General features: G+C 72.8%; 13 protein-coding genes. 3 read left to right on the top strand and 10 right to left on the bottom strand.

The genetic code is table 11. The features are described 5' to 3' along the window. Positions 1–44: 44 nt before the first annotated feature. Together ACIRPU_RS22010 and ACIRPU_RS22005 are read right to left on the bottom strand one after the other, a co-directional pair. Positions 45–1,400, bottom strand: coding sequence for an endo-1,4-beta-xylanase (locus ACIRPU_RS22010; protein WP_403869715.1), 1,356 nt, complete (start codon positions 1,398–1,400; stop codon positions 45–47). A 105-nt stretch (positions 1,401–1,505) separates the two neighbouring features. After that, on the bottom strand, positions 1,506–2,564 hold the full coding sequence (locus ACIRPU_RS22005; protein WP_384110854.1) for a LacI family DNA-binding transcriptional regulator: 1,059 nt from the start codon (positions 2,562–2,564) through the stop codon (positions 1,506–1,508). A gap of 153 nt (positions 2,565–2,717) precedes the next feature. On the opposite strand from ACIRPU_RS22005, the gene ACIRPU_RS22000 reads away from it, so the two are divergent. After that, entirely contained in the window at positions 2,718–5,021 is a 2,304-nt protein-coding gene (locus ACIRPU_RS22000; RefSeq protein WP_403869712.1) for a glycoside hydrolase family 3 N-terminal domain-containing protein, read from the top strand. Positions 5,022–5,148: 127 nt separating this feature from the next. On the opposite strand, the gene ACIRPU_RS21995 is transcribed toward ACIRPU_RS22000, so the two are convergent. Genes ACIRPU_RS21995 through tsaB form a run of 4 tightly spaced genes read right to left on the bottom strand, consistent with a single transcriptional unit; the run spans position 5,149 to position 7,727 of the window. Beyond that, the gene (locus ACIRPU_RS21995; RefSeq protein WP_355705303.1) at positions 5,149–5,403 is read right to left on the bottom strand and encodes a hypothetical protein; all 255 of its coding nucleotides are present in this window, start codon (positions 5,401–5,403) and stop codon (positions 5,149–5,151) included. After that, complete coding sequence (gene tsaD / locus ACIRPU_RS21990; RefSeq protein ID WP_403869709.1) at positions 5,400–6,509, bottom strand: tRNA (adenosine(37)-N6)-threonylcarbamoyltransferase complex transferase subunit TsaD; 1,110 nt, start codon at positions 6,507–6,509, stop codon at positions 5,400–5,402. The genes ACIRPU_RS21995 and tsaD overlap by 4 nt, the downstream gene beginning before the upstream one ends. Next, complete coding sequence (gene rimI / locus ACIRPU_RS21985; protein ID WP_384110893.1) at positions 6,502–7,032, bottom strand: ribosomal protein S18-alanine N-acetyltransferase; 531 nt, start codon at positions 7,030–7,032, stop codon at positions 6,502–6,504. Before rimI ends, tsaD begins: the two co-directional genes overlap by 8 nt. Positions 7,033–7,073: 41 nt before the next feature. After that, on the bottom strand, positions 7,074–7,727 hold the full coding sequence (tsaB, locus tag ACIRPU_RS21980; protein ID WP_403869706.1) for a tRNA (adenosine(37)-N6)-threonylcarbamoyltransferase complex dimerization subunit type 1 TsaB: 654 nt from the start codon (positions 7,725–7,727) through the stop codon (positions 7,074–7,076). Between the two features lie 111 nt (positions 7,728–7,838). On the opposite strand from tsaB, the gene ACIRPU_RS21975 reads away from it, so the two are divergent. Next, positions 7,839–8,390 (top strand): hypothetical protein, encoded by a 552-nt coding sequence (locus tag ACIRPU_RS21975; RefSeq protein WP_403869703.1) that lies wholly within the window; start codon positions 7,839–7,841, stop codon positions 8,388–8,390. Between the two features lie 162 nt (positions 8,391–8,552). Further along, the gene (locus ACIRPU_RS21970) at positions 8,553–8,723 is read left to right on the top strand and encodes a hypothetical protein (protein ID WP_403869700.1); all 171 of its coding nucleotides are present in this window, start codon (positions 8,553–8,555) and stop codon (positions 8,721–8,723) included. 52 nt (positions 8,724–8,775) lie between these two features. Here the strand turns inward: ACIRPU_RS21970 and tsaE are convergent, their stop codons facing one another. The 4 genes from tsaE to ACIRPU_RS21950 are packed head-to-tail and all read right to left on the bottom strand — an operon-like array spanning position 8,776 to position 12,629. Next, positions 8,776–9,309 carry a tRNA (adenosine(37)-N6)-threonylcarbamoyltransferase complex ATPase subunit type 1 TsaE gene (tsaE, locus tag ACIRPU_RS21965; protein WP_403869697.1) on the bottom strand — a complete coding sequence of 178 codons (534 nt, stop codon included), beginning with the start codon at positions 9,307–9,309 and terminating at the stop codon, positions 8,776–8,778. Continuing rightward, complete coding sequence (locus ACIRPU_RS21960) at positions 9,275–10,528, bottom strand: alpha/beta fold hydrolase (RefSeq protein ID WP_403869694.1); 1,254 nt, start codon at positions 10,526–10,528, stop codon at positions 9,275–9,277. The genes tsaE and ACIRPU_RS21960 overlap by 35 nt, the downstream gene beginning before the upstream one ends. A gap of 54 nt (positions 10,529–10,582) precedes the next feature. Further along, positions 10,583–11,764 (bottom strand): alanine racemase, encoded by a 1,182-nt coding sequence (gene alr / locus ACIRPU_RS21955; RefSeq protein WP_403869692.1) that lies wholly within the window; start codon positions 11,762–11,764, stop codon positions 10,583–10,585. Positions 11,765–11,798: 34 nt separating this feature from the next. Then, positions 11,799–12,629, bottom strand: coding sequence for a L,D-transpeptidase family protein (locus ACIRPU_RS21950; protein ID WP_403869689.1), 831 nt, complete (start codon positions 12,627–12,629; stop codon positions 11,799–11,801). Between the last annotated feature and the right edge of the window lie 188 nt (positions 12,630–12,817).

The raw sequence follows: 12,817 nt of genomic DNA, 5'->3' as shown, positions 1-12,817 counted from the left end.
GACCGGTGCCTGACGGCGAACTTCTTGTGAAAATCTCATGATCCTCAGCCCAGCGTCACCGTCGGCACCGGATTGCTGCCGCTCCAGGTGGCGTTGAACCCGAAGCTCACCGAACTCCCGTCTCCGACCGTCCCGTTGTACGAGGCGTTCACACACGTCACGACCGCCCCCGACTGGGTGCAGCCGGCGTTCCAGGCCTGGGTGATCTGCTGGCCCGCGCCGTACGTCCAGGTCACCTTCCACGAGGACAGCGCGGCGCCCGAGCAGGAGATCGTGACGTTCCCGGTGAACCCGGTGTTCCACTGGCTGCCCACGCTGTACGCCGCCTTGCACGCGCCGGTCGGCGGCGGTGTCGTCGTACCGCCCAGCGCCTCCGCGATGCCGTAGTACGCCGGTTTCGGCGCGTAGTTCGCGTCGTACGGCGTCGCCGCCCCCTGTCCCGGGAAGGTGCTCTCCACCCAGGAGTCGGAGTCGGTGAAGCCCCACACGGTGAGGTTCACACAGCGGGCCACCGCCACGCAGGCCGCGGTGACCGCCTTGTAGTCGGCCTTCTGCTGGGCCAGCTTGGCGCTGTCGGACGGAAGCGTCATCCGGATGTCCAGCTCGGTGATGGCCACGTCGACGCCGAGGTCGGCGAAGCGCTGGATGTTCTGCTGGAAGGTGGCGGGGACCTGGCCGAGGACGAGGTGGGCCTGGAGGCCGACGCCGTCGATCGGGACGCCCCGTTCCCTCAGCGACTTGACCAGGTTGTAGAGGGCGGTGCTCTTCGCGTTGACGCCCTCGACGTTGTAGTCGTTGATGTACAGCTTCGCCGCCGGGTCGGCGGCCCTGGCCCAGGTGAGGGCGTTCGCGATGTAGTCCGCGCCGAGGCCGTTGTACCAGAGGGTCGAGCGGTAGGTGCCGTCCTCGTTGAAGGGCTCGTTGACGACGTCCCAGGCGGCGATCTTCCCCTGGTAGCGGCCGACCTCGGTGTTGATGTGGTTCTGGAGCAGGGTGCTCAGCTGGGCGGACGTCCAGCTGCCGTTCGTCAGCCAGCTCGGGTTCTGGCTGTGCCAGACCAGGGTGTGGCCGCGCACCTGCTGGTCGTGGGCCTGCGCGAAGGCCACGATCTGGTCGGCCTCCGCCCAGTTGAAGGTGGACTGGGTCGGCTCCACCGAGCCCCACTTCATGGCGTTGCCGGGGGTCAGCGAGCCGAACTGCGCCCCGGCGAGGTCGCCGTAGGTCCCGGTGAGCTTGGAGCCGGTGACCGCGGTGCCGACGACCTTGCCCTTGGCCGCGCCGAGCTCGCGCAGCGGGGTGTCGGCGGCGTGCGCCACCCCGGCCAGCAGGGCGCCGACGGTGGCGGCCCCGGCGAGCAGGGCGGCGAGACGTGCACGTATCGATGAACTGGAGGATCTCATTGCGGGTGCCTCCGAAAGTTTCGGTCGTGCAACCGATTGACTTCGGAGGAGTGTGGGGGCGTCCGCCACACCCGTCAATACGTCAACTTCCGGCCACCCGCGTTCCTACCGGGCGGGCGGCGCCCCGGTGCTCGTCCGCACCACCAGACTCGTCGCCAGCTCCACCCGCGTCGCCGTCTGCGTCTCCTCGGACCTGGAACGCCCCAGCTCCAGCACCAGCCGGGCCGCCGCCTCGGCCATCTCCGTGAGCGGCTGCCGTACGGTCGTCAGCGGCGGACCCACCCAGCGGGCCACCGGCAGATCGTCGAAGCCGACCACGCTCACGTCCTCCGGAATGCGCAGTCCCAGCTCACGGGCGGCCTCGTAGAAGCCGAGCGCCTGGAGGTCGTTGCCCGCGAAGACTGCGGTCGGCCTGTCGGGACGGTCGAGGAGCTCGCGACCGAGCCGGTAGCCGGTCTCGTGGTGGAAGTCGCCGGTCTTGATCAGCTGCTGGTCGACCGGCAGCCCGGCCGTCTCCAGCGCGGCCCGGTAGCCGTCGATCCGGGCACGGCTGCACATCATCTGCGGCGGCCCGCTGATCGCCCCGATCCGCCGATGCCCGAGCTCGACCAGGTGCCGGGTCGCGGCCAGGCCGCCCTGCCAGTTGGTGGCGCCGATGGACGGCACGTCGGCGCCCGGGTCGCCGGCCGGGTCCATCACCACGAACGGGATGGACCGGCTGGTCAGCAGCGCCCGCTGGGACTCGTCGAGCCCGGAGAGGACCAGCACGACACCGTGCGGTCGGCGGGCCGCGACCTGGTCTGCCCAGGTCCGGCCGGGTGTGAGCCGTCCGGCGCTCTCGCTCAGCACGACACTCAGCCCGGCGTCCCGCGCCACGTTCTCCACGCCCCGGATGACTTCCATCGCCCAGGCGCTCTCCAGCTCGTGGAAGACCAGGTCGATCAGCGGGGATCGGGTCGCCTCGGCGCGGCGGCGCCGGTAGCCGTGGGCGCGCAGCAGTTCCTCGACGCGGGTGCGGGTCGCGGGGGCGACATCGGCGCGGCCGTTGAGGACCTTCGAAACAGTCGGTGCCGATACGCCGGCCTCACGGGCGATCTCCGCGAGCGTCGCGGTCTGCGTCGGCCGCGCTTCTGTCCGCGTTTCCGCGGGCTCCGAGGGTGTCATGGCGGCGATCGTATCGCCACGCGACCTCTTGACGAACCTATTGCGACGCCATAGGTTCCCGGAACATTCGAAGTAAAGCTCGAAACATTCGTACCCTTCGCTGTCCGCACCGACTGTCCACCTGGTGGCTCACCGACCTCTGACAGGAGTTTCATGACCACCGCCCCCTGGCGCGACCCCGCCCTGCCCGCCGCCGCCCGTGTCGACGACCTCCTCTCCCGGATGACCCTGGAGGAGAAGACCGCCCAGCTGTACGGCGTGTGGGTCGGCGCCGCGACGGACGGCGACGGAGTCGCCCCGCACCAGCACGACATGACCGCCGACTACGACTGGAACGAGCTGATCACGCGGGGCCTCGGCCAGCTGACCCGGTCCTTCGGCACCGCGCCCGTGGACCCCGCGGTCGGCGCCCGCGCGCTGGCCCTCGCCCAGCGGCGGATCGCCGCGGCCGGCCGGTTCGGCATCCCGGCCGTCGCCCACGAGGAGTGCCTGGCCGGCTTCACCGCCTGGCGGGCCACCGCCTACCCGGTCCCGCTGGCCTGGGGCGCCGCCTTCGACCCGCCGCTGGTGGAGGAGATGGGCCGGGCGATCGGCCGCGACCTGCGCGCGGTCGGCGTCCACCAGGGCCTGGCCCCCGTCCTGGACGTCGTCCGCGACCCGCGCTGGGGACGGGTCGAGGAGACGATCGGCGAGGACCCGTACCTGGTCGGCACGGTCGGCACGGCCTACGTCCGCGGGCTCGAGTCCGCCGGGATCGTCGCCACGCTCAAGCACTTCGCCGGGTACGCCTCCTCGGCGGGCGCCCGCAACCTGGCCCCGGTGCGGGCCGGCACCCGGGAGTTCGCCGATGTGACCCTGCCCCCCTTCGAGATGGCACTGCGCGAGGGCGGCGCCCGCTCGGTGATGGCGGCCTACACCGAACGCGACGGCGTCCCGGCCTCCGCCGACCCCGAGCTGCTGACCCGCCTCCTGCGGGAGGAGTGGGGCTTCACCGGCACGGTCGTCGCCGACTACTTCGGCATCGGCTTCCTCCAGACCCTGCACCGGGTCGCCGGCACCCCCGCGGAGGCGGCCCACCTCGCCCTGGCGGCCGGCATCGACGTCGAGCTGCCCACCGTGAAGTACTACGGCGAGGCACTGGTCACCGCCGTACGCGCCGGCGAGCTCCCCGAGGAGCTGGTCGACCGGGCCGCTCAGCGCGTCCTGCTCCAGAAGTGCGAACTGGGCCTGCTGGACGAGGACTGGCAGGCGCCGGCGCCCGAATCGGTCGACCTCGACCCGGCGGCGAACCGCGCCCTGGCCCGCCGGCTGGCGGAGGAGTCGGTGGTCCTGCTGGACAACCCCGACGGCCTGCTCCCCCTCGCCCCCGACACCCGGGTCGCCGTGGTGGGCCCGCGGGCGGCCGACGCGCTGGCGATGCTGGGCTGCTACTCCTTCCCGTCCCATGTCCTCACCCACCACCCCGAGGTGGACCTGGGCATCGAGATCCCCACCCTGCTGGAGTCCCTGCGGACCGAACTCCCGGACGCGAAGGTCACGTTCACGGAAGGCTGCGGGGTCTCGGACCCCGACCCGTCCGGCTTCACCGAGGCCATCGCCCGCGCGGCGGAGGCGGACGTCTGCGTGGCGGTCCTGGGCGACCGGGCGGGCCTGTTCGGCCGGGGCACCTCGGGCGAGGGCTGCGACGTGGCCGACCTGAGCCTGCCCGGCGTCCAGGGCGAACTGCTGGACGCGCTGGTCGCGACGGGGGTGCCGGTCGTCCTCGTCCTGCTCACCGGCCGCCCGTACGCGCTCGGCCGCTGGCACGGACGGCTGGGGGCCGTCGTCCAGGCGTTCTTCCCGGGCGAGGAGGGCGGTCCGGCGGTGGCGGGCGTGCTGTCGGGCCGGGTGAACCCCTCGGGCCGCCTCCCGGTGAGCGTGCCGCGCGTGCCGGGCGGACAGCCCTGGACCTACCTCCAGCCGCCACTGGGCCTGGCGGGCGAGGTCAGCAACCTGGACCCGACCCCGCTGTACCCGTTCGGACACGGGCGCTCGTACACGGAGTTCGCGTGGGAGGAGTTCTCCGGCCCGGACGCGGAGATCGACACGGACGGCTCGTACGACCTGTCCGTCACGGTCCGCAACGCCGGCGGGCGGGCGGGCACGGAGGTCGTGCAGCTGTATCTGCACGACCCGGTGGCGAGCGTGACGCGTCCCGACGTACGGCTGATCGGCTATCAGCGGCTGGAGCTGGCGGCGGGCGGGTCGGCGCGGGTGACCTTCCGCTTCCACGCCGACCTGTCGGCGTTCACCGACCGGGCGGGACGCCGGGTGGTCGAACCCGGGGATCTGGAACTGCGGTTGGGGGCGTCCAGCGGGCAGCTGCGGGAGGTGGCCCGGGTGCGGCTCGCCGGGCCGGTGCGCGAGGTGGGGGCGGAGCGGCGGCTGCGGTGCGAGGCGGACGTCCTGCGAAATTGACGTGTCGACGGGCGGTGTCCGTCTGTGACCTGACGCGGTGAACTCCCCTGAGCACCCGGCACACCCGGCACACCCGGCCCGTCGGTGGCTGCTCGCACCGTAGGGCCTGGCGGCCGGGCCGGGTCCGCTATCCCGCGACCGGCTCGAACCGCCACCGGTGCACGGCCCGGCTCAGCAATGCCCCGTCGGGATCGGGAAGTTCGGGGAGGACGGCGTCGTAGTCGGCGTCCCACCAGGTAATGACCAGCACCCGGTCCTGCGGGGCACGGAAGAGCTCCCGGCGCACGGGCGTCCGCGCGAGTTCCTGCGCCCGCGCCCAGGCCAGCAGTTCCTCGCCCCGCCCGGGGACCGCCCGGGCCTCCCACATCAACGCGACCGTCATGAGTAGAGGTTGCCCTTGCTGACCTCGTGCACGTGGTCGTGGTCGTGGGCCTGGTCGTGCGGACGGCCCGGCACATGCGGCTCCGTCACCGGCAGCGAGGAGTCCGCCGACAGGTCCCAGCCGGACGCGGCACGCCCCCGGGCCACCATCTCCGCGCCCAGGGCCGCCACCATCGCGCCGTTGTCCGTGCACAGCTTGGGGCGCGGGACGCGCAGCCGGATGCCGGCCGCCTCGCAGCGCTCCTGGGCCAGGGCGCGCAGCCGGGTGTTCGCGGCCACGCCGCCGCCGATCATCAGATGGTCGACGCCCTCGTCCCGGCAGGCCCGTACGGCCTTGCGGGTCAGGACGTCCACGACCGCCTCCTGGAAGGAGGCCGCCACGTCACGGACCGGGACCTCCTCGCCCGCCGCCCGCTTCGCCTCGATCCAGCGGGCGACCGACGTCTTCAGCCCGGAGAAGGAGAAGTCGTACGCCGGGTCGCGCGGGCCGGTGAGGCCGCGCGGGAACGCGATGGCCGAGGGGTCGCCCTCACGCGCGTAGCGGTCGATGACCGGGCCGCCCGGGAAGCCCAGGTTCAGCACCCGGGCGATCTTGTCGAAGGCCTCGCCCGCCGCGTCGTCGATGGTCGCGCCCAGCGGACGGACGTCGGAGGTGATGTCGGTGGACAGCAGCAGCGACGAGTGGCCGCCGGACACCAGCAGCGCCATCGTCGGCTCGGGCAGCGCGCCGTGCTCCAGCTGGTCCACGCAGATGTGGGAGGCGAGGTGGTTCACGCCGTAGAGGGGCTTGCCGAGGGCGTAGGCGTACGCCTTCGCCGCCGAGACGCCGACCAGCAGGGCGCCGGCGAGACCGGGACCGGCCGTGACCGCGATGCCGTCGAGGTCCTTCGCGCTCACCCCCGCTTCCTTCAGGGCCCGTTCGATGGTCGGGACCATCGCCTCCAGGTGGGCCCGGGACGCCACCTCCGGCACGACGCCGCCGAAGCGGGCGTGCTCGTCGACGCTGGAGGCGATCGCGTCCGCGAGCAGGGTCGTGCCGCGCACGACGCCGACGCCGGTCTCGTCGCAGGAGGTCTCGATCCCCAGAACCAGGGGTTCGTCAGCCATTGTTCTCGGTTTCCTGTGTCCCTTGTACCGGGGTCGGTACGGATGTCGATGGATCGGTCAGCTTCATCACCAGGGCGTCCACGTTCCCCGGCTGGTAGTAGCCGCGCCGGAAGCCGATGGCCTCGAAGCCGAAGCGTTCGTAGAGCTTCTGGGCGCGCACGTTGTCGATCCGGCACTCCAGCATGACCTCGGCGCACTCGAAGGCGGTCGCCGCGCGCAGCAGCTCCGTCAGCAGGCGGCCGCCGAGACCGGTGCCCCAGTGTTCGGGGGCGACGGCGATGGTCTGGACGTCGGCGACCGCGGCGAAGCCGCTGTCGGACCCCGTGCCGGCCGCGGCGAGGCCCGCGTACCCGACGATCCGCTCGCCGTCGGCCGTGGTGTCGACCGCGACGACATAGCGCCGGGTCGCCTCGGGGCCGCGGGCATGGGCCAGGTCGGACCAGAACATGCCCCGCGACCAGGCGTCCTCGGGGAAGAGGACCTTCTCCAGCTCCAGCACGGGTTCGATGTCCCACCAGCGCATCTCACGCAGCACGGGCCGGCCGGTCGGGTTGGCTGCTTCGGTCACTTGGGGGTGACCACCTTGTAGTTCTTCGGCACCTGGGCGTCCGGCCGGCGCAGATACAGCGGGCGCGCGGCCGGCAGCTCCTCGCCCCGGGCGAGCCGCTCCGCGGCGAGCGAGGCGAGGGCGGCGGCGGAGACGTACTCGGGCTCGTGCGCTTCGGGGAAGGTGTCCGGGTACAGCAGCGCGCCCGCGCCGACGGACGGCAGCCCGGCCACCTCGTCGGCGATGTCGGCGGGCCGGTCCACCGCGGGGCCCGAGACCCGGGTCCGGGAGTCGTCGTACCGGGCCCAGTAGACCTCCTTGCGGCGGGCGTCGGTCGCCACGACGAAGGGGCCTTCGAGGTCGGAGGCGTAGGCGAGGCCGTCGAGCGTGCACAGACCGTGCACCGGGACGCCGAGCGCGAGCCCGAAGGTGTCGGCGGTCATCAGGCCGACTCTCAGCCCGGTGTACGGGCCGGGGCCGATGCCGACGACGATCCCGGTGACGGCGTCGAGAGTGCGCCCGGCCCCGGCGAGCAGCCGGTCGACGGCCGGCAGCAGCAGCTCGCCGTGCCGGCGCGCGTCCACCTGACTCGAGGAGGCGATGACGTCCGTGCCGTCGTGCAGCGCGACGGTGACGGCGGGGGTGGCGGTATCCAGAGCGAGCAAGAGCACGCAAACAGCCTACGGCTCCCGTGCCCCGCACATGGCCGCGCCGGTCGGAGCCGTGAGGACTGCTAACGTCACCGCGAAACGTGACGTACGGGACAGACTGGGTGGTCGCCGATGCCAAGCAACAGCTCGACTTTCGTGGCCGGGCTCACCGCGGCGGCCCTGGCGACGGTCGCGTTCCTCACCTTCCAGGCGTCGGCGAACGCGCCCGCCGACCTCGCCGGGCCGCAGCGCAGCGGCGCCCCCGCGAAGGTGGCGAAGGCGCCCCGCGACAAGGACCACCCCGCCGCGCTGCCGGCCGACTCCGGCCTCGGCGCCCGGGTCGTGTACTCGCTGGACGACGACCGGGTGTGGCTGGTCGGGCCGGACGGCAAGGTCAAGCGCACGTTCGAGGTCGCGCCCGGCAGCGTGGACCCGCTCCCGGGCAACTACGCCGTCACCTCCCGCGCGGGCGCCATCACCGGCACCGACGGCACCCCCATCGAGCATGTCGTGCGCTTCGCCACCGTGAACGATGTGACGATCGGCTTCAGCGCGGCGCTGGACGGCTCGCTGCCCGAGCCCGACCCGACGGTGAAGACGGGCGGCATCCGGCAGACCGTCGCGGACGGCGACGCGATGTGGGACTTCGCGACGATCGGGCAGAGCGTCGTCGTGATCCCGTAGGCGCGGCTCGGGCCCGGGGGCGATACGCCTGAGTAACTCGTGAACGTTCCGACGAGACGTCGGCAAAATGTTGCGTCGGGCGTCTTGTGCGTGGTCACATGGTACCAACTTCGTAGTTAGGTCTACCTAACTACGCCCGCCCCCGAACCTCAGGAGGCGTCCATGTCGGTCACCGAACCCGAGGGCCGGCCGTCGCGGCCGTTCACGCTCGCCGGTGTGTCCATGCGTGACCTGCTGGCCTCGTGCGCGGCGGCGGAAGCCGTCTCGACACCTCCGCGGCTGCCCGACCCGGCACTCGCTGAGCGGCCGGTGAGGCGTCCCGAGGCGGCCTGAGGGCCCGCCGACGGCGGGCCCGCGCAGACCCGCCCGGCCGACCGCACACCGATCAGGCCGACAGCGCGCCGAGGTCGACCGGGGCCCAGCGCTCGCCGAGACCCGTCACCGTCACGTGCCGCACCTCGTCCGTGGTGTCGCCGACGGCGCGGTGGATGAGGACCTGGAGCCGGTCGTCCGTCAGCTCCTCGACCTTGCCCTCGCCCCACTCCACGACGATCACCGACGCGGGCAGCGACACGTCGAGGTCGAGGTCCTCCATCTCGTCGAGCCCGCCGCCCAGGCGGTAGGCGTCGACATGGACGAGCGGCGGACCGTCCCCGAGGGAGGGGTGCACGCGGGCGATCACGAACGTCGGGGAGGTGACGGCGCCCCGGACCCCGAGCCCCGCTCCGAGCCCGCGGGTGAGCGTCGTCTTGCCCGCGCCGAGTTCACCGCTGAGCATCACGAGATCGCCCGCGCGCAACAGCTTGGCGAGACGTCGGCCCAGCTCACCCATCTGCTCGGGGGAGTTGACGACGATCTCGACGCGGTTGCCGAGAGGTCCGGGCTCAGCCGGGCTGTGCGCTGCTGCTGGTGCTTCCATAGCCGTTCACGGTAGCTCCTGCGGGCACGGCACCCGCACGGGTGAGCAGGTCGGCGAGGCGGTCGGTGACCACTTCCGGGTGTTCCAGCATCACGAGGTGCCCGGCGTCGGGGACGAGGACCAGCTCGGCGTCGGGCAGCAGGTCGGCGATCGCCTCACTGTGCTCGCTCGGCGTGACCAGGTCCCCGATCCCGGCGAGCACCAGCACCGGCATGTCGGTGAAACAGGCCAGCGCCTCGGTCTTGTCGTGATCCGTGAACGCCGGGTAGAACTCGGCGACCACGTCGATCGGCGTGCCCTCGATCATCCGCTCGGCGAACCGCGCCACCGCCGGATCCACGTCCCGCGACGCGAACGAGTACCGCTTGATGATCCCGGCGAACAGATCGGCGGTGGCCCGCCGCCCCTTCTCCACCAGGGCCGCCTGCTGCCCCAGCGCCTTCAGCACCCCCGGCAGCACCCGCCGCACCGCGTTCACGCCCGCGACCGGCAGCCCGAAGTTGACCTCGCCGAGCCGCCCCGACGACGTCCCCACGAAGGCGGTGGCGACGACCCGCTCGCTGATCAGCTCGGGGTACAGCGCGGCCAGGGCCATCACCGTCATCCCGCCCATGGAGTGCCCGACGAGCACGATCGGCCCCTCCGGCACGGCCGCGTCGATCACGGCCCTCAGATCGCGCCCCAGCTGATCGATGGTGACCGGCTCGCCGTCCCGTATCTGGGCGTTGCCGCGGGCGGACCGGCCGTGACTGCGCTGGTCCCAGTGCACGGTCCGTACGACACCCCGCAGTGCCGCCCGCTGGAAGTGCCAGGAGTCCTGGTTGAGGCAGTAACCGTGGCTGAAGACCACGGTGACGGGGAGGGGGGCCTTGCGCCCGAAGAGCCTGCGCCGCCGGTTCGCCGGTCCGCCCTGCGGCTCGACGTCGTCGACCTCGTAGTACAGCTCGGTGTCGTCGTCGGCGTACGCCTTGCCCGGGGAACCGCGCAGCCCGCCGTACGGCCCCGTCGAGTCGAGGGCGAGCCGGGCCTTCGCCCGCATGCCGCGCCCGACGGTCATCCGCTCCAGGGCGACACCGGCCGCGGCGCCCGCGGCGATCACGCCTATCGCGGCGCCGGCGATGCCGGTCGCCCGGCGCCACCCCCCGGCCGCCCCCGTGGCGGAGGCGGCAACGACCACCGAGGCGGCGCTCACCACCGCCTCCGCGCTGCTCTCGCTCACGTACCGCTCCTCTTTGGCCGATGCCCGTGGTCCGACTGCGGGGTACCCGTTCGGTTACTCATTCACCTGATCGGGCTCATTGACATAGACGCGAGGAACGCGCGATCCGATGCGCGTGACGATCTCGTATCCGATGGTTCCGGCCGCCTGGGCCCAGTCCTGTGCGGTGGGCTCACCGCGGTCGCCGGGTCCGAAGAGGACCGCCTCCGCGCCGGGGCCGGGCTCGTCACCGCCGAGATCGACGACGAACTGGTCCATGGCGATGCGTCCGGCGGCCGTCCGCCACTTGCCGGCGACCAGCACCGGTCCGCTCCCGGACGCGTGCCGGGGGACGCCGTCCGCATAGCCGAGGGGGATCAGCCCGAGGGTGGTCTCGCCCGGGGTGACGTAGTGGTGGCCGTAGCTCACGCCGTGACCGCCCGGGACGTGCTTCACCAGGGCCAGCGAGGCCGCGAGGGTCATCACCGGCCGCAGCCCGAAGTCGGCGGCGGAGCCCAGCTCGGGGCTGGGCGAGAGGCCGTACATCGCGATGCCCGGGCGGACCAGGTCGAAGTGGCTCTCCGGGAGCGTGAGCGTGGCCGGCGAGTTGGCGATGTGCCGCACCTCGGGCCGCACGCCCTGGCGTTCGGCGTACGCCACCATCTCGTGGAAGCGGTCGAGCTGGGGCGCGATGGAGGGATGGCCGGGCTCGTCGGCGCAGGCGAAGTGCGACCACAGCCCGGTGATCCGGAGCAGCCCCTCGCCCTCGGCCCGCAGCGCCTCGCCCACCAGCTCGGGCCAGTCGGCGGGCTGGCAGCCGTTGCGCCCGAGCCCGGTGTCGGCCTTGAGCTGCACGCGGGCGGCCCGTCCGGCGGCCCGCGCCCCTTCGACGACCTCCCGCAGGGCCCAGAGCCCGCTCACCGACACGTCGATGTCGGCCTCGACCGCGTCCCGCCAGGGCCCGCCCGGCGTCCACAGCCAGCACATGATCCTGACGTCCGCCGGCAGCCCGCCGTCCGCGCGCAGCGCCAGCGCCTCCTCGGGCGTGGCGGTGCCCACCCAGCCCGCGCCGGCCGCGACCGCGGCGCGGGCGCAGGGGGCGGCCCCGTGCCCGTACCCGTCGGCCTTCACCACGGCCATGAACTCCGCGCCCGGCGCCTTGGCGCGCAGCGTACGCACGTTGGCCCGCAGCGCGGCCAGGTCGATCTCGGCACGGGCGCGCGACGGGGTGGCGGGCGGCTTGGCAGTCTCACTCATCGCGCCCAGTGTCTCAGAGGGCTCGGACCGCCCCCTAGGTACCGGGCCGGTGCCCCCATACGTAGACCCGGTCGCCCTTCTTCAGCACACCCCACAGCCGGCGCGCGTCACCGACCGTGAGATTGACGCAGCCCATGGATCCGATGGTGGTGTGGATGCTGTCGTAGACGGCGTGGAAGGCCTGGCCGCCGTCGAAGAACTGCGCATAGGGCATGGGGGCGTTGTAGAGCGTGGAGACATGGTTCTTGTGCCGCCAGTAGATGGTGTGCCATCCCTTGCGGGTCGGGTGCACGGCCCGTCCGCTGCGCATCGACACGGGCCCGAAGACGACCTTCGTCCCCTTCTGCACCCAGGTCAGCTGCCGGTCGAGATCTACGCAGGCGACCCGGTGGGTGCGCACCGGGCACTTCTTGCGGGCGTTGGGATTCTTTTTCGCGGCGATGAGCTGCATCCGCGCCCAGGTGACGGGCCCGGCGTAGCCGATCGCGGGCTCGATCCGCTGCTGCCGCTGGAACGCCCGGATCGCCTGGCAGTCGGCGGCGGACTGCTTCCCGTCCGCCGGCAGCTTCAACCACCGCTCGACCGCCCGCTGGTACGGCCCGGCCCGTCGGCTGCAGGCCACCCGGGTGGCCACCTCGTCGAACGGCACGTACTCGATGAGCGCGTACGTCCCCTCCACCGCGTCCCGCGGCTCGACGGCGTCCTCGGCGGCGCTGGGCGCGTACACCCGCGGCGCGAGCACCTGGTCCGGCGTGTCGATCTCCCAGGACGGAGGCGTCGGAGGAGGAGCGGCGCGGGCGGGCGTCCCCAGGGGCAGAAGTGCGACGGCGGCGAGCAGCAGAGCCGCGGTTCGTGTGCTGAACATCCCATCAGACAAGCGCGCCGCGTACGCCCCCCAGGACTGCCGCGCGGCGGCTTCACCCTTTCAGCGGGGGATTCCAGCCCGTCCGGCGTTTGAGGACAAGGGGGGTCCGAGGGCACGGCCCCCAGGGACGGGGACGGGGACGGGGACGGGGACGGGAAGGGAAGGGGCGGCGGGGGCGAGGAGAACCC

The organism is Streptomyces sp. NPDC102259, from assembly GCF_044766465.1.
Lineage (GTDB): Bacteria > Actinomycetota > Actinomycetes > Streptomycetales > Streptomycetaceae > Streptomyces.
The sequence above is the reverse complement of the archived record's forward strand: the minus strand, read 5'-3'. Positions and strand labels throughout refer to the sequence as shown.